A 15,511-nucleotide genomic window follows, 5' to 3' on the forward strand; every position below is an offset into this window, starting at 1 on the left:
CACCCGGGCGGCGTGTCACGGTCCGATCACGGTGGGGTGCTGCCTACCCTCGACGCGGCTGGTGCAGCACCCTTCTCCCGTCCCCCAGACCGGCCGGCACCCCGTGATCAGATTCGAGAACGTCACCAAGGTCTACGCGCGTGGCGCGCGCCCCGCCCTCGACCAGGTCTCCCTGGAGGTCGAGCGCGGCGAGTTCGTGTTCCTCGTCGGGGCCTCCGGCTCCGGCAAGTCCACGTTCCTGCGCCTCGCCCTGCGTGAGGAGCGCCCGTCCGCCGGGCACGTCTTCGTCGCGGGCAAGGACCTCACCACCCTCTCGTCGTGGAAGGTGCCGCAGCTGCGCCGGCAGATCGGCGCGGTGTTCCAGGACTTCCGGCTGCTGCCGAACAAGACGGTGTTCGAGAACGTGGCCTTCGCGCTCCAGGTGATCGGCAAGCCGCGCCACCACATCCTCACCACCGTCCCGGACGTGCTGGAGATGGTCGGCCTGGCCGGCAAGGAGAAGCGCCGCCCGCACGAGCTGTCCGGCGGCGAGCAGCAGCGCGTGGCCATCGCCCGCGCCTTCGTCAACCGGCCGTCGATCCTGCTGGCCGACGAGCCCACCGGCAACCTCGACCCGACCACCTCCCTGGGGATCATGCGCCTGCTCGACCGGATCAACCGCACGGGGACCACGGTCGTGATGGCGACGCACGACGACGAGATCGTCGACCAGATGCGCAAGCGCGTGATCGAGCTGTCCGGCGGCGAGCTGGTGCGCGACCAGTCGCGCGGCGTCTACGGCTCGGACCGCTGAGGGGAGGGGACAGACCATGAGACTGCAGTTCATCCTCTCCGAGATCGGCATCGGCCTGCGCCGCAACCTGTCGATGACCGTCTCCGTGATCCTGGTGACCTTCGTGTCGCTGACCTTCGTCGGTGCGGCCGCCCTGCTCCAGATGCAGATCGGCAAGATGCAGGACGACTGGTACGACAAGGTCGAGGTCGCGGTGTACCTCTGCCCGGCCGGCACCTCCTCGGCCCCCACCTGCGCCGGCGGCGAGGTCACCGACGAGCAGAAGCAGGCGATCAAGGACGCGCTGGACGCCCCCGACGTCGCGCCCTACATCGACGAGATCTTCGAGGAGTCGAAGGAGCAGGCCTACGCCACCTTCGAGCGCCAGTTCGAGGGCCAGTTCTGGGCGCAGCTGACCACCGTGGACGACATGAACGAGTCGCTGCGGATCAAGCTCAAGGACCCCTCGCAGTACGAGGTCGTCGCCGACGTGCTCAAGGGCCGGCAGGGCGTGGAGTCCGTGCAGGACCAGCGCGAGCTGTACGACACCCTGTTCCTGGTGCTGAACCGCGCCACGCTGCTCTCCGTCGGTCTGGCCGGCGTGATGCTGCTGGCGGCGGTGCTGCTGATCACCACGACGATCCGGCTGTCCGCGATGAGCCGTCGCCGCGAGACCGGGATCATGCGGATGGTCGGCGCCTCGAACCTGTTCATCCAGCTGCCGTTCATGCTCGAGGGGGCCATCGCGGCCACCATCGGCGCGGCGTTGTCGGTGGCGGGCCTGTGGGCCGGCGTGAAGTACCTGATCTCCGACTGGCTCGGCAGCCAGATCGTCTGGATCCCCTACGTGGGCACCGACGAGGTCTGGCGGATCGCGCCGATCCTGGTGGTGGCGGCGATCCTGCTCGCCGCGATCTCGTCCCTGGTCACCCTGAGCCGCTACACGAAGGTCTGATCATGGCCGGCATCGCGCGCACCCACGGCACCCGACGCACCCGCATGCTCGCCGGGTCGATGGCGGGCGTGCTCGCCGTCCTGGTCGGGCTCACCTCCGCCGGGCCCGCCTCGGGCGACAACCTGGACGACCAGAAGGCCGCGCTCCAGCAGCAGAAGCAGCAGCAGGAGCAGGCGCGCTCCGACGCCGAGGCGGCGCTGGAGGGGCTGAGCGCGCAGTACCAGCAGACCGCGCTGGACCTCCAGGCCGTCGAGGCGCAGCTGCCCGGTGCGCAGGCCGAGCTGGCCACCGCCGAGCAGACCCTGGCGGGCTACGAGCGGGAGGCCGCGCTGATCGCGGCGCGGCTGCAGGACGCCGAGGACCAGCAGTCCACGATCACCACCACCATCGCCTCCGACAGCGCGCGCGCCGAGGAGATCCGCACCCAGATGCGCCAGATGGCCCGCGAGGCGTACCAGAGCGGGCCGTCGATGTCCGGGCTGAGCATCGTGGTCGGCGCGCAGAGCGTGGACGACTTCGTCGAGCAGTACGGCCTGGCGTCCACCGCCCAGCGCGCGCAGAACGCGGTGCTGGACGACCTGGCGCAGATCGACGCGGACAACAAGAACAGCCAGGCGCGGCTCACCGCCGTCCAGGACAAGATCAGCGACCTCAAGGACGAGGCCGACGCCAACGTGGCCCAGGCCGAGGAGGCCCGCCAGGTCGCCGCCGACCGCAAGGCCGAGGTCGAGGACCTGATCAGCCAGCAGACCGCCAAGAAGGCCACGCTGGAGAGCCAGAAGACCGCCGCGCAGGCCGAGGTGGACAAGATCGACGCCGAGCGCGCCTCGATCGAGAACCAGCTCGCCGAGATCGCCCGGCAGCAGCAGGCCGCCGCAGCGGCGAACGGCGGCGGCACCCGGCCGGGCACCGTGAGCGGGGCGATCTTCAGCAACCCGACGTCGATCAACCCGATCTACGTGACCAGCGAGTACGGGATGCGCCTGCACCCGATCCTCGGCTACGTCCGGCTGCACGCCGGCATCGACCTGCGCACCTACTGCGGCACCCCCATCTACGCGGCGAAGGCCGGCACGGTGGAGTGGGCGCAGTGGCGCAACGGCTTCGGCAACCAGGTGATGGTCGACCACGGCCTGGTCAACGGCTCCTCGCTGATGACCTCGTACAACCACATGACCAGCTTCGTGGTCTCCGGCGGGCAGAAGGTGGACGTCGGCACGCTGCTCGGCTACTCCGGCAACACCGGCACCTCGGCGGCCTGCCACCTGCACTTCGAGGTCTACGTCAACGGCGCCACGGTCAACCCGCGCCCGCTGCTCGGGCTCTGATCCCGCGCGCGTCCGACCTGCGCCTCCGGCGAAATCGGCTGGGGGAGCGGGGCCGGCCCGGATAGGCTGGGCCCTCGCCCGATCCGCGGGCGTGCGGGTCAGACCACGTGGTGCGTCCCGTGGTGGGACCGCACGTCGGACGGCGCGCGGCGGTGAGGCAGGAGGAACGGCGATGGCCAAGCAGACCGGGCGTGCGCTGGTGGCCTCCAACCGCAAGGCGCGGCACGACTACGTGATCGAGGACGTCTTCGAGGCGGGGATCGTGCTCAGCGGCACCGAGGTCAAGGCGCTGCGCGCGGGCCGGGCGTCGCTGATCGACTCCTGGTGCTCCGTGGACGACGGCGAGGCGTGGCTCGAGGGCGTGCACATCCCCGAGTACGCGCAGGGCACCTGGACCAACCACGCTCCGCGGCGCAAGCGCAAGCTGCTGCTGCACCGCCAGGAGATCGACCGGCTCGACGCGAAGACCCGCGAGAAGGGCCAGACCATCGTGCCCCTCGCCCTGTACTTCGTGGACGGGCGGGCCAAGGTCGAGATCGCGCTGGCACGCGGCAAGCGCGAGTACGACAAGCGGCAGGCGCTGCGCGAGCGGCAGGACAACCTCGAGGCCCAGCGGGCGATGCGCGAGAAGCGCGACCGGTGAGGCGCGTCGGCGTGCGGGCCGCCGCGGTCGGGGCGGCGGCGGTGCTGCTGTGCGGCCTCGGCGCGGTCGGGGCGTCGGCCGCCGACCTGTCCGACGGGCAGGAGCTCACCCGCTACGACGTGGACGTCACCGTGGGTGCCGACGGGGTCGCGCAGGTCGCGATCGACTTCGACATGGACTACGGCGACGAGCCCGGTCACGGCCCGTACCTCACCCTGCCGACCCGGCAGCACGTGGACGCCGAGCACGACCGGCTGTACGAGATCTCCGACGTCACCGCCGAGAGCCCCTCCGGGGCGCCGGCCGACCTCGACGTGGAGACCCAGAGCGGCGGCCTGGTGCTGCGGATCGGCGACGAGGACGTCGACGACGTCTCCGGCGTGCAGACCTACCGGGTCACCTACACCGTGGACGGCTGGATCAACCCGGCCTCGCACGACCACTCCGGCGACGAGCTGTACTGGAACGTGATCGGCGACGCCTGGGAGATCCCGGTCTCCGGCGTGACCGTCTCCGTGCACGGCCCCGCCGCCGTGCAGGACGCGCTGTGCTTCGCCGGCCCCGCCGGTGCCACCACCTCCTGCACCGGCATCACCAGCACCGGCGGCACCGCCACCGCCACCCAGGACGCCCTGCCGGTCGGCGACCAGCTCACCGTGGCGATCGGGTGGCCCGGCGGCACCTTCCCCGGCGTGCAGCCGATCCTGGTCGCGCCGATCGACGGGATCGCCCCGCTGCGGCCGGTGTCCGCGTGGGGCGGCGCGGCCCTCGCGGTGCTGCTGCTCGGCGGCGGGCTCGCGATCGGCCGCGTGCGGCGCACCGGTCGCGACCGCGCCTACCTCGGCCTGACGCCGGGCCTGACCCCCGCGCGCGGCGCCGAGGACACCGGCACCGGCCACCGCGACCGGCGTGCCCCCGTGGCCGTGCGCTTCACCCCGCCGGACGGCGTGCGCGTCGGCGAGGTCGGCGTGCTGGTGGACGAGCGCGCCGACCCGGTGGACGTGACCGCCACGCTGATCGACCTCGCGGTGCGCGGCTACCTGCGCGTCGAGGAGGTCCCGCGCAAGGACCCCACCAAGAGGGCCAGGGACTGGACCCTGGTCGCGCTGCGCCCCGCCGACGCCGACCTGCTGCCCTTCGAGGCCACCCTGCTCGGCAAGGTCTTCGACGGCCGCGACCACGTGAAGCTGTCCGAGCTGCGCACCACCTTCGCCGCCTCGATGGCCGAGGTGCAGCAGCAGATGTACGCGCACGTCACCGAGGTCGGCTGGTTCCGCGCCAACCCGCACCGCGTGCGCTCGGCCTGGGTCGCGCTCGGGATCGTGCTGCTGGCGCTCGGCGGGATCGCCGCGATCGTGCCCTTCGCCGCCGGCTGGCAGGTGCCCGGCACGGCGCTGGTGCCGATCGCCGTCGCCCTGCTCGGCGTGCTGCTGCTCGTGCTGTCCGGCGCGGCCCCCGCCCGCACCGCCGAGGGCACCGCGGTGCTCGCCCAGGCGCTCGGCTTCCGCCGCTACCTCGCCACCGCCGAGGCGGACCAGATCCGGTTCGAGGAGGGGCAGGACGTCTTCAGCCGGTACCTGCCCTACGCCATCGCCTTCGGGCTGACCGAGCGCTGGGCGCGGGTGTTCGCCGACCTCGCCGCGCAGGGGCACGTCGTCGACCAGCCCGGCTGGTACGTCGGCGCGCACCCGGTGGTCGGCGTCTACTGGGCCACCGCCTTCGCCGGGTCGATGGACCGCTTCCAGTCGGTGGCCACCACGGCGATCTCCGCGCCGACGCCGGGCTCCGGCGGCTCCTCGGGGGTCGGCGGGGGCGGGTTCTCCGGCGGTGGCGTCGGCGGAGGCGGCGGCGGGGGCTGGTGAGAGCGGCGGGCGCGTGAGCGGCGGCCGGTCGCGTCACACCGGGCGGAGCACGTCGGACAGGCGGTAGCCCACCGGCTCGTCGAGCTGGGCGTAGGTGCAGGACGCGGCCTCGCGGTCCGGGCGCCAGCGCTTGAACTGCGCGGTGTGCCGGAAGCGGTCGCCCTCCAGGTGGTCGTAGCCGACCTCCGCCACCAGCTCGGGTCGCAGCGGGACGAACGACAGGTCCTTGCCGCCGGTCCACCGGCTGGTGGCGCCGGGCAGCCGACGCCCCTCGGCACCCGCGGCATCGGCGTCGCCCGCCCACGGGTGGTCCTGCACGCCCTCGCGGTAGGGGGCGAGCTCGTCCATCAGGCTCGCGCGGCGGGCCATCGGGAAGGACGCCGTGACCCCGACGTGCTGCAACCGGCCGTCCTCGGTCCACAGCCCGAGCAGCAGCGAGCCGACCACGTCACCGCTGGTGTGCCGACGGAAGCCGGCCACCACGCAGTCCGCCGTGCGGGCGTGCTTCACCTTCGTCATCGTGCGCTTGCCCGGCTGGTAGAGCCCGTCCAGCGGCTTCGCGACCACGCCGTCCAGCCCGGCGCCCTCGAACTGCTCGAACCACGCCAGCCCCTCGGCCAGGTCCGCGGTGGCCGGGGTGACGAACACCGGGTCGTGCGCACCGCCCAGCGCCTCGACCAGACGAGCCCGGCGGTCCCGGAAGGGCGTGCCGGTCAGGTCGGCGTCGCCGAGGGCCAGCAGGTCGAAGGCCACCAGCGACACCGGCTTCTCCGCGGCGAGCAGCCGCACCCGGCTCTCCGCGGGGTGGATCCGCTGGCTCAGCACGTCGAAGTCCAGCCGGTCGCCCTCGACCCGCACGATCTCGCCGTCCAGCACGCAGCGCTCCGGGGTGTGCTCCAGCACCGCCGCCACCAGATCCGGGAAGTACCGGGTCAGCGGCTTCTCGTTGCGGCTGCCGACCACCACCTCGTCGCCGTCGCGGAACACGATCGTGCGGAAGCCGTCCCACTTGGGCTCGACATGGCCGAGGTCGGGGATCTCCGGCGCGGACTTCGCGAGCATCGGCGCCACCGGCGGCATCACGGGCAGGTCCATGGCGCCCATCCTGCGCGTGGGGCCGGGTGCGCGCGAGCGGAGCCGGCACCCGGCCGCCGTCGGTGCGGCAGGGCGCTGACCGGCGGCTCCGCGCGTCGGCCCGGGACCTCCGTCCCATCCTGCGGGCGGTCCGCCGGTCGATCGGCGGGGCGGAGCACTGCGCTCCGCACCACCCGACTTCGAGGGAGTCCCCGCATGACAGACCTCCGTCCCACCACGCTCGTCGGCGATCCGGCTGCCGTCCGCACCCTGCCGGGCACCTCCCTGCCTCGTCCCGGGGGGGGGGGGGGGGGCTCATTTCCGCTCCCGCACCCGGGGGTGCCGCGCGGACCGGGTCGTCGTCGCGGCGGCGGGCCGGCTTCGGTGATCTGAGCGTCCGCACCCGGATCGTCGCGGCCGTGCTGGTCGCCTCGGTGGTCGCCGCGCTGGTCGGGGTGGTCGGCATCGCCGCGCTGGCCCGCACCAACGACGCCACCGCCAGCGTCTACCGGGACGACCTGCTGGGCTACGAGCAGGTGGTGGCCGTGCGCCGCGCCACCCTGGAGATGCGGCTGGACGTCACCAGCCACGCGCTCGCCCCGAACGCCGCCTCCCGGGACGGCTTCGCGAAGAACATCGACGAGCTCGACACCGAGATCGCCGGGCTGCTCGGCACGATCGAGGACGGCGCGCTGGACCTGGGGGACGTCGTCACGGCCTTCCGCGCCACGCTGGCCGACTACCAGGACCTGCGTGACACCGTGCTGCTGCCGGCCGCCGAGCGCGGCGACCTCGACACCTGGCGCACCGCCCGCGACGCGCAGGCCGCCCCGCTGATCGAGGCGCTGTCCGACGACCTGGAGGCGATGGTCGAGCAGCAGAAGGAGGCGGCCCGGGTCAGCGTCGAGGGCGCGGACGAGGACTACCGGTCCAACCGCACGCTGATGCTCGCCCTGGTGGTCGCCGGGGTGGCGCTCGCGCTCACGCTCGGGCTGCTGATCGCGCGCGGGATCGTCCGGTCCGTCGAGCGGGTGCGCGCCGTCTGCGACGCCCTCGCCGCCGGTGACCTCACCGCGCGCTCCGGCCTGACCACGCGGGACGAGCCGGGGCGGATGGGTCAGGCTCTGGACGCCGCCCTCGGCACGCTGCGCTCGGTGGTCGGGCGGATCGACGGCTCGTCCACCACGCTCGCCGCCTCGGCGGAGGAGCTGTCCGGCGCCTCGCAGCAGATCGCCGCGCAGGCCGAGCAGACCGAGGCGCAGGCCGGGGTGGTGTCCGCCGCCGCCGAGCAGGTGTCCCGCAACACCCAGACCGTCGCCGCCGGCGCGCAGCAGATGGGCGCCTCGATCAAGGAGATCAGCCGCACCGCCACCGAGGCCGCCCGGATCGGCGACCAGGCCGTGCAGTCCGCCACCGGCACCTCCGAGGTGATCGCCCGGCTCGGCGAGTCCAGCAAGGAGATCGGCGACGTGGTGCAGCAGATCGCCGCCATCGCCGGGCAGACCAACCTGCTCGCGCTCAACGCCACGATCGAGGCCGCCCGCGCCGGTCAGGAGGGCAAGGGCTTCGCCGTGGTCGCCGGCGAGGTCAAGGACCTCGCGCAGGAGACCGCCACCGCCACCGAGGACATCGCCCGCCGGGTGGAGGCGATCCAGCAGGACGCCGGGCGCGCGGTGGACGCGATCGGGGAGATCTCCCGCGTGGTCGCCTCGATCAACGAGCTGCAGGCCACCATCGCCGCCGCCGTCGAGGAGCAGACCGCCACCACCGCGGAGATCAGTCGCAACGTGGTCGAGGCGGCCAGCGGATCGGGGGAGATCGCGGCGAACATCGCGGGCGTCGCGCAGGCGGCCTCGGTCACCCGCGAGGGCGCCACCGGGTCGCAGCAGGCCTCGTCCTCGCTGGCGTCGCTGTCCGCCGAGCTGAGCGAGCTGGTCGGGCACTTCCGCTACCGGGACGGCGCGCAGGGGTGATCCCGGCGGTCCGGCCCCGCGCGCGCGATCGTGACGCGCGGGGCCGGGTCGCGTGACCCCGCCGATCAGGCCCGGCGGCGCAGCGCGAGGGAGGCGCCGGCCACCGAGGCGACGCACCAGGCCACCAGCACCACCAGCGAGCGCAGCGGCATGTCGAAGGTGCCCTGCACCAGCCCCGCGCGGACCAGCTGCGCCATCGGCTCGACCGGCAGCCACTCGTGCACGCCCTGCAACCAGCCGGGCATCCGGTCCGCCGGGTAGCTGACCGGCGAGAACAGCAGCACCACGAACACCAGCACCTGCGTCATCAGCATCGCCACCGCCGGAGCCAGCAGCGAGGCCATCGCGTAGCCCACCGCCGCCGAGGTCAGCGACACCAGCAGCGTCGCCGGCACCAGCCACGGCGCCACGTCCAGGGTGATGTCGAAGCGCATCGCGCCCGCGACCACGCCGAGCACCATGCCGGGCAGCGCCAGCAGGGTCCACACCAGCAGATCGGTCACCAGGAACGCCGTGCGCGGCACCGGCAGCGTGCGCATCCAGTCCAGGCTGCCCTCGGTGCGCGCCTGCGCGTGCATCTGCGGGGTCATCACCAGCCCGACCGTGATCAGCGTGACCGTCGGCGCGCCGGTCGCCAGGTACAGCGCGACCTCAGGCGGCGGGTCGCCCACCAGCAGGCCGTAGCCGACGACCGTGGTGATCGCGAGGAACACCTGCACCACCACCAGCAGCGGCAGGTACGACGCCTGGCGGCGCAGCTGCCACTGGGCGAGCAGCAGGGTCTGCCGGACGGCGGTCACGCGGCCGCTCCGTCCATCGTGCCGGACGCCGTGCCGGTCGCGGCGTCGGTCGCGTGCTGCTCCTCGCCGACCAGGTCCACGTAGACGTCCTCCAGCGAGGCGGGGGTCAGCGCGTAGCGCTCCAGCCGTCCGACCTCCACCTCGGCCTGCGCCCAGCGCACCACCTCGGCGGCCTCGTGCGCGGGCACGGTGCCGGTGGCGCGGGAGCGGGCGTCGGTGCCCGGGCGGACCGCGGGGTGCCAGGCGAGCGGGTGGTCGGGGGAGACGTCCACCTCGACGGTCAGCGAGCCGCGCAGGCTCGCGGTCAGGCCCGCAGGGATGTCGGCTGCGAGCACCACGCCGCGGTCGAGGATCGCCAGGTGGTCGACCACCCGCTCGGCCTCGCGCACGTTGTGCGTCACCAGCAGCACCGCGCAGCCGCGCTCGTCGGCCAGCAGCCGGATCTGCTGCCAGAGCAGGCGCCGGCGCACCGGGTCCACGTCGTTCGTCGGCTCGTCCAGCACCACCAGGCGACCCGGCCGCACCACCGTCATCGCGAAGGCGGTGAGCCGGGCGATCCCGCCGGACACCTTCTCCGCCGGGGTGTCCGCCCACGGGCCGAGGTCGAGCGCGTCGATCAGCGTCTGGGTGCGCCGCCGCACGTCCGGCCGGCTCGCCCCGCGGATCCGCCCCACCAGCTCGACCGCCCGGCGCGGGGTCAGCCCGGAGATCGGCACGTTGGCCTGCGCCTGGATCGAGGCCCGCTGCCGGGCGAGGTGCGGCTCGGCGACCGCGTCCACCCCGTCGAGCACGATCGTGCCGGCGTCCGGGCGGACCAGGCCGACCACCTGGTTGACCAGCGTCGTCTTGCCCGCGCCGTTGTGGCCGAGCAGGCCGACCACCTGACCGGCGGCGACGTCGAGGTCGATCCCGTCGTTCGCCTGCACACCGGAGCGCCCGCGGTAGCGCTTGCGCAGCCCGCGCACGGCGAGCACCTCCTGGGGGCCCATGCCCGCCTCCTCGTGATCGGTCCGTCGGCGATATACCGAGCGGTACATGCCGCAACGTAGCAGAGACCGGACGGTATGTACCAGGGATCTTCGCTGGTCGATCAGCCTGGTCAGGGCCGGTTCGTACCGATCGGTACCTCAGCGGATACCATCGGCGCATGGCGCGTACCGACCCGACCGATCCGGCCACGTCCGGTGACGGCGACAGCATCAGCGCGGCCGCCCGCGCGCTCGCCGACGCCACCGCCGCCCTCACCCGGATGCTCGGCAAGCAGGTGCAGGTGGTCGGCGACGAGCTGAACGACACCATCGCCAGCAGCCTGCGCGAGGCCTCCCGCGGGCTCGCCGACGCCTCCGAGAGCGTCGCCAAGCACGCCGGACGCTCCCGCGCCGAGGACCGCCGCCGCGAGAAGGTCGACCGCACCCGCGCCGACCTGCTCGCCGCCGCCACCCGCGCCTTCGCCCGCCAGGGCTACGAGGGCGCCTCCGTCGGCGACATCGCCGCCGACGCCGGGTACACCAAGGGCGCCCTCTACGCGCACTTCGGCTCCAAGAACGAGCTGTTCCTCGAGGTCGCCCGGCGCACCATCGCCGAGGCCCCGGAGCAGTCCTGCCTGCCGCCGCTCGACGACGACAGCCTCGAGCCCGGCGTGATCGACGCGCTGGACCAGATGCACGACGACGACGACCTGCTGCTCGCGCTGGAGTTCCTCTCCTACGCCGTGCGGCACCCCGAGGCCCGTGCGGAGATCGGCGCGTTCTACGAGGAGGGCTTCGGCCAGCTCGCCGCCCAGATCGCCCAGCGCCGGCACCCCGAGGACGACACTCCTACCCAGGACGACTGGGACACCGCGCTCGCCGTCACCAGCATCTCCAACATCGCCCTGCTGGTCGGCGCCGTCACCGGCTCCCCGCACGCCTCGCCCGCCGCGTCGGCGCGGCTGATCGCGAAGCTGCTGCGGGGCTGACGGGCGGTCAGCCGGCCGGGTGCTCCTCGCGCCGCGCCTGCCGGGACAGCCGCAACGGCACCACCAGCCACACCGCGCTCAGCCCGACCAGCACCGCCCCGCCGGCCGCCCATCCCGCCGTCCGTCCGACCACCACGTCGAACAGCAGCAGCGCCGACCCCGCCAGCACCAGCGCCAGCAGCGCCAGGCCCGCCAGCGCCAGCCGGTCCGCCGACTCCACCAGCTCACGCTTGAGATGCTTGCGGAACAGGATCCGGTGCAGCGACACCGGCGCCACGATGAACCCGGTCGCCGCCACCGCCAGCACCACCAGCACCAGGTAGACGTCCCGCTGGTAGGCGTCCAGATCCGCGAACCGCTGCTGGAACGGCACCGTCAGCAGGAACCCGGTGAGGATCTGCACGCCGGTCTGCGCCACGCGCAGCTCCTGCAGCAGCTCGTTCCAGTTCCGGTCCATCCGCTGCGTGACCGTCTCGTCGCGGCCGTCGGTGGGGTCGGCGTCGGGGAGGGGTGGCATGGGGCTCTCCTCTGGGGCGGCGGGTGTGCGGTGCGGCGGGGTTCGTATCGTGCCGCCGGGTGCGGGGTCGCGCGCGCCGGGGGAGCGCGGGTGGCGGAATCAGTGCGACGTGCCGGGTGTTGGGCACGTATGCTGGACACGCTGCGCACGACGGCCGGGCGACCGGGCGGCGGGCACGGCGATTGACAACTCCACATGGGGGTGATCGGTTTCGACGGTGATCGTCGAGCCAGGAGAAGCGGGTCGAGGACGCACGGTTATCTCGTCAACGCTCCGTGCAAACCCATAGGTGCCGATTCCAAGCGCACCGACTTCGCCCTCGCCGCCTGAGCGAGCCTCGAAGTCCGTCAGCCTGAGCTAGCTTCCGTCTCAGATCCTGGCGTCATCTAGGGAGCCACTGCTCGTAGCCTTCGTCACCGGGGCTGCGGGGACTTTTTGGTGACTGAGCCCGTCCGCGACTTGTCTGCGTGATCGCGGGGGCCGAGAAACTCATCAGCAGACTGCACCCGGAGAATCCCTGGTTCCACGTCATCGGACGCGGGTTCGATTCCCGCCACCTCCACGTCTGTCCACGAAGAGCCTGCCGGCGACGGCGGGCTCTTCGTGCGTCCGGGGTGACCTGGCATGTCAGTTCACCACGACCCAGGTGGTACATCATCGGACCGATGGCGCCCTGAACAGCACGGTCCCGCCGTCGGGCAGCAGGTCCTCGGCGATACGCAGCGACGTGAAGGTCTTGCCGGTGCCGCAGGCCATGATCAGCTTGCCGCGGTCGTGCTCAGCCAGGCCCTCTCGGACCTTGGACAGCGCGGTCTTCTGGTGCGGGCGCAGCTCCTTGCGGTCTCGCAGGACCATGACCTCGGGGGTCGAAAGATCGAACTGCGACCAGTCGATCGAGGACTCGGCCAGGTCCTGGAAGCGCAGCCGATGCACCGGGACCTGCTGGCCCTCGATGGTGGCCTCGGCGTTCTTGCCCCAGTGATCGGTCGTCGACACGATCAGGCGCTGCGCGAACGGCTGCTTGCCGGACGCTGCGAGGAAGGAGTCGATGTGCTCCTTCTGCAGGTAGTTGTTGGGGTCGTAGAACTTGCACTGGATCGCGACCGCCTCGCCGGTGAGGGCGTCGGTGGCGACCAGGTCGATCCCAGTGTCGGGGCGGCCCTGCCGTCCGGGCCAGTCCGACCACATCCACACGTCGGAGAACCGGTCAGCCCACTGCAGGTCGGTCTTGAAGAACTGGAGCATCAGCCGCTCGAACTTGTCGCCCTTGTCCCGCTCGTTGATCGCGGTGAAGTACAGCTGGTCGAGGACGTCTTCGAGGGTGCTCACGGGTGCATTCTGGCAAGAGCCGGGCCGAAGTTGGGCCAGTCCGGGCACGGCGGGTCGCCCAGTGGTCGACCGTCACCCCGTTGCCGTACGCAGCGGCCCGTGGACTCCCCCCCGGGGCCGCTGCGTACGGTGCCTGCTACAACTTGAGCACGATCCGGGTGCCTTCGCTGATGGCCGTCGCCCACTCGGTGAGCTCGGGCTCGCCCGCGTTCCCGCCACCGCGGCGCAGCACGTCCCGGAGCGCCATCTTGACCTCGTTGACCGGCCGGCCTCGGTAGCGCCGGCCGAGGTCGTCGAACGACCGCTGCAGGTCGCGCTGGGCACCCCGCATCGCGTCCTGCACGACCCTGTCGATCGCTCCCTGGTCGAACTTGAACTGCGCGGGCATCAGATCGCCCGCGTGATCGTCGTGTCCGGGTGGCGCTTGGCGGTCGCATCCGAGACGAACCGACCCGTGATCGCCGACTGGTTGACGGTCCCGCCGGACTTCTTGCCTCCGACGGTCTGGGTGACCGTCGTGCGGGGCGATCGCGTGGTGGTGCCGGACGAGACGAAGCGTCCCGTGCGGCTGGACCTGCTGACAGAGCGTGTCATCTGACGCCGCTCCTTCCTGGCCTCGTGAGGCCGATCGGGAGCACTCGACGCCGAGAGGAAGTTAGGATCGCGGTCTACCTGCCAGTAGAACCTGGACCCCGTTCGCCTCGGCCCCCGGTCGTGTCGAGCGGGGTTCGGTGCTCATGACACGAGTGTAATTTGCGTCACCGACACCGTGCCCTCCCGCATCGGCGCGCGGCGCGGGTTGGAGCGGTCCCAGGTCTGTCCCGGCCCAGAGACACGTGCCGCTTTCCGGCCGGGCCAATGCCACGGGACGACGCACGCGCACCGTGCCGTGCATGACGAACACGAACGACCGGACCGAGCTACGCATCGACGAGGGCGGCCTCTGGGCCGTCCGGAGCACGAGCACGACCGTCTGCTACCTCGATCTGGACCGGTCGATGCTGCTGCGAGCCCGGGGTCCCGGCAGCCCGGTGTTCCCGTACGACGGGCAGTGGGTGCCGCTGGTGCGGATCTCCTCGCAGCGGGGCGACGTCGGGGTCGTGCGCGTCGGCGACCGCCACGAGTACCTGACCGACCCCGATGGGACGGACAGCGAGGCGTACCGGTGGTGGGTGCCGCGGGTGTGCGTGTCGATCGAGGGTGTGACGCCCGACGAGGTGCCCGCGACGCCCGCGGGCTGATCGGCCCGCGCCCGTGGCGGTCGCGAGGGTGGCTACGGTGCGTTGACCGTGACCGCGTTGAGGGCGTCCTCGTACTCGCGGGCGGACTGCATGATCTCGTCCTCGGTGACGAAGTCGTCCCACTCGCGCAGGTAGGGGCGGTCGGTGTTGACGCCGTCGCTGCACTCGACGTCGTTGTGCCAGTCGTTGTCGTACGTCGGGGAGTAGACGCACTCCCACGCCGAGGGGACCTCCGGCGCAGGGACCGGGTCGATGGGAGGGTTCGGGGTCTGGATCTCCTGGGGCTCGTCCCAGATCGTGTCGTCCGGGACGTCGCCGAAGCGCGGGTTGCCGGGGCCGGTGCACCCGGCGAGGAGGATCAGGGTCGCGACCGCGAGAGCGCAGCGCGTGGTCTTCATCGTCCCCCCGGTCGTCGGCCCGCGTTGGGGCCTCGAGACGCAGGGTAGGGATCGCAGCCGCCTGGATGGCGGCGCTCGGAGCACGATCACCCGGACGGGGGCACGGATGCCGCGCGCAGACGGCTCAGGTCGTCCGTCGGTCCGTGCCGGGCTCGTCGGGGCGGGGGAGCACGGTCCAGACCTCCAGCTCTCCGCAGGTCCCGGTCGGGGGCTCGCCGGTCGGGGCCTCGGTGTACGAGAGAATCCAGTGTGTCCTGGCGGGCAGCGCCTGCAAGGACAGGGCGTGGTCGAGGGCGTGGAGGGCGGCTGCCGCGAGGGCGTCGATGCCGGGTTCGGACACCGGCGGCAGCTCGACTTCTCGACGGTCGTCGACGTGCATCTGACCGATGTCGGTGAGGGTGAACTCGGCGAACTGGGGTGCGCCGTCGATCAGCTCCATGCGGACAGCGGCGCGCCTCTTCGCGTGTTCGGCGAGCGGTGGTGCCGGTCGAACGGTGGCCTTGACCTCGATGGCCGCTCCGCCGGCGATCGGGGTCAGTTGGGCGGTGTCCCGGTCCGCGGTCAGGCCGATGAACGCGAGGTCGACGTCGAACGCGACCTTCGTGATCGCGGTGGCTTCTTCGTCGCTGAGGGTGCGGGCATCACGACGGCGGGTCCAGAGC

Annotated in this window: 17 protein-coding genes and 1 other RNA gene; 9 read left to right on the top strand and 9 right to left on the bottom strand. The window is 72.5% G+C overall.

From position 1 onward, the window contains the following. The first annotated feature begins 103 nt into the window (after positions 1-103). The 5 genes from ftsE (at position 104) to ACZ5HG_RS05835 (ending at position 5,560) form a co-directional block, all read left to right on the top strand. A complete protein-coding gene (gene ftsE, locus ACZ5HG_RS05815; protein WP_464180999.1) occupies positions 104-793 on the top strand; it encodes a cell division ATP-binding protein FtsE in 690 nt (229 codons plus the stop codon). Positions 794-809: 16 nt separating this feature from the next. Next, positions 810-1,727, top strand: coding sequence for a permease-like cell division protein FtsX (ftsX, locus tag ACZ5HG_RS05820; RefSeq protein WP_464181001.1), 918 nt, complete (start codon positions 810-812; stop codon positions 1,725-1,727). A gap of 2 nt (positions 1,728-1,729) precedes the next feature. Then, a complete protein-coding gene (locus ACZ5HG_RS05825) occupies positions 1,730-3,055 on the top strand; it encodes a M23 family metallopeptidase (protein ID WP_464181002.1) in 1,326 nt (441 codons plus the stop codon). 172 nt (positions 3,056-3,227) lie between these two features. Then, complete coding sequence (smpB, locus tag ACZ5HG_RS05830; protein ID WP_464181004.1) at positions 3,228-3,698, top strand: SsrA-binding protein SmpB; 471 nt, start codon at positions 3,228-3,230, stop codon at positions 3,696-3,698. Further along, a complete protein-coding gene (locus ACZ5HG_RS05835; RefSeq protein ID WP_464181005.1) occupies positions 3,695-5,560 on the top strand; it encodes a DUF2207 domain-containing protein in 1,866 nt (621 codons plus the stop codon). The genes smpB and ACZ5HG_RS05835 overlap by 4 nt, the downstream gene beginning before the upstream one ends. A 33-nt stretch (positions 5,561-5,593) precedes the next feature. On the opposite strand, the gene ACZ5HG_RS05840 is transcribed toward ACZ5HG_RS05835, so the two are convergent. Further along, the gene (locus tag ACZ5HG_RS05840; RefSeq protein WP_464181007.1) at positions 5,594-6,655 is read right to left on the bottom strand and encodes an ATP-dependent DNA ligase; all 1,062 of its coding nucleotides are present in this window, start codon (positions 6,653-6,655) and stop codon (positions 5,594-5,596) included. A gap of 62 nt (positions 6,656-6,717) precedes the next feature. Here ACZ5HG_RS05840 and ACZ5HG_RS05845 point away from each other — a divergent pair, with 62 nt between their 5' ends. Then, on the top strand, positions 6,718-8,607 hold the full coding sequence (locus tag ACZ5HG_RS05845) for a methyl-accepting chemotaxis protein (RefSeq protein ID WP_464182111.1): 1,890 nt from the start codon (positions 6,718-6,720) through the stop codon (positions 8,605-8,607). 65 nt (positions 8,608-8,672) lie between these two features. On the opposite strand, the gene ACZ5HG_RS05850 is transcribed toward ACZ5HG_RS05845, so the two are convergent. After that, complete coding sequence (locus ACZ5HG_RS05850) at positions 8,673-9,407, bottom strand: ABC transporter permease (RefSeq protein WP_464181009.1); 735 nt, start codon at positions 9,405-9,407, stop codon at positions 8,673-8,675. Then, positions 9,404-10,396 carry an ABC transporter ATP-binding protein gene (locus tag ACZ5HG_RS05855; protein WP_464181010.1) on the bottom strand — a complete coding sequence of 331 codons (993 nt, stop codon included), beginning with the start codon at positions 10,394-10,396 and terminating at the stop codon, positions 9,404-9,406. The genes ACZ5HG_RS05850 and ACZ5HG_RS05855 overlap by 4 nt, the downstream gene beginning before the upstream one ends. 158 nt (positions 10,397-10,554) lie before the next feature. Between ACZ5HG_RS05855 and ACZ5HG_RS05860 the strand changes: the two genes are divergently transcribed. Next, on the top strand, positions 10,555-11,364 hold the full coding sequence (locus ACZ5HG_RS05860; RefSeq protein ID WP_464181011.1) for a TetR/AcrR family transcriptional regulator: 810 nt from the start codon (positions 10,555-10,557) through the stop codon (positions 11,362-11,364). Between the two features lie 7 nt (positions 11,365-11,371). Here ACZ5HG_RS05860 and ACZ5HG_RS05865 read toward each other — a convergent pair whose 3' ends face one another. Beyond that, complete coding sequence (locus ACZ5HG_RS05865; protein WP_464181012.1) at positions 11,372-11,881, bottom strand: DUF6328 family protein; 510 nt, start codon at positions 11,879-11,881, stop codon at positions 11,372-11,374. 197 nt (positions 11,882-12,078) lie between these two features. On the opposite strand from ACZ5HG_RS05865, the gene ssrA reads away from it, so the two are divergent. Next, positions 12,079-12,446, top strand: a transfer-messenger RNA (tmRNA) gene (gene ssrA, locus ACZ5HG_RS05870). 89 nt (positions 12,447-12,535) lie between these two features. Here ssrA and ACZ5HG_RS05875 read toward each other — a convergent pair. The 3 genes from ACZ5HG_RS05875 to ACZ5HG_RS05885 form a co-directional block, all read right to left on the bottom strand. Further along, positions 12,536-13,210, bottom strand: coding sequence for a restriction endonuclease (locus tag ACZ5HG_RS05875; RefSeq protein ID WP_464181014.1), 675 nt, complete (start codon positions 13,208-13,210; stop codon positions 12,536-12,538). Positions 13,211-13,346: 136 nt separating this feature from the next. Then, complete coding sequence (locus ACZ5HG_RS05880) at positions 13,347-13,598, bottom strand: hypothetical protein (protein ID WP_464181015.1); 252 nt, start codon at positions 13,596-13,598, stop codon at positions 13,347-13,349. Beyond that, complete coding sequence (locus ACZ5HG_RS05885; RefSeq protein ID WP_464181017.1) at positions 13,598-13,804, bottom strand: hypothetical protein; 207 nt, start codon at positions 13,802-13,804, stop codon at positions 13,598-13,600. Before ACZ5HG_RS05885 ends, ACZ5HG_RS05880 begins: the two co-directional genes overlap by 1 nt. A 299-nt stretch (positions 13,805-14,103) precedes the next feature. Here ACZ5HG_RS05885 and ACZ5HG_RS05890 point away from each other — a divergent pair, with 299 nt between their 5' ends. Further along, entirely contained in the window at positions 14,104-14,451 is a 348-nt protein-coding gene (locus ACZ5HG_RS05890; protein ID WP_464181018.1) for a hypothetical protein, read from the top strand. A gap of 32 nt (positions 14,452-14,483) precedes the next feature. On the opposite strand, the gene ACZ5HG_RS05895 is transcribed toward ACZ5HG_RS05890, so the two are convergent. Both ACZ5HG_RS05895 and ACZ5HG_RS05900 read right to left on the bottom strand, forming a co-directional pair. Continuing rightward, positions 14,484-14,849: a hypothetical protein gene (locus ACZ5HG_RS05895; RefSeq protein ID WP_464181019.1), complete on the bottom strand. Its 366-nt coding sequence runs from the start codon at positions 14,847-14,849 to the stop codon at positions 14,484-14,486. 124 nt (positions 14,850-14,973) lie between these two features. Continuing rightward, a complete protein-coding gene (locus tag ACZ5HG_RS05900) occupies positions 14,974-15,288 on the bottom strand; it encodes a hypothetical protein (RefSeq protein ID WP_464181021.1) in 315 nt (104 codons plus the stop codon). Between the last annotated feature and the right edge of the window lie 223 nt (positions 15,289-15,511).

The sequence above is a fragment of the Cellulomonas sp. GTC20042 genome, assembly GCF_055389595.1.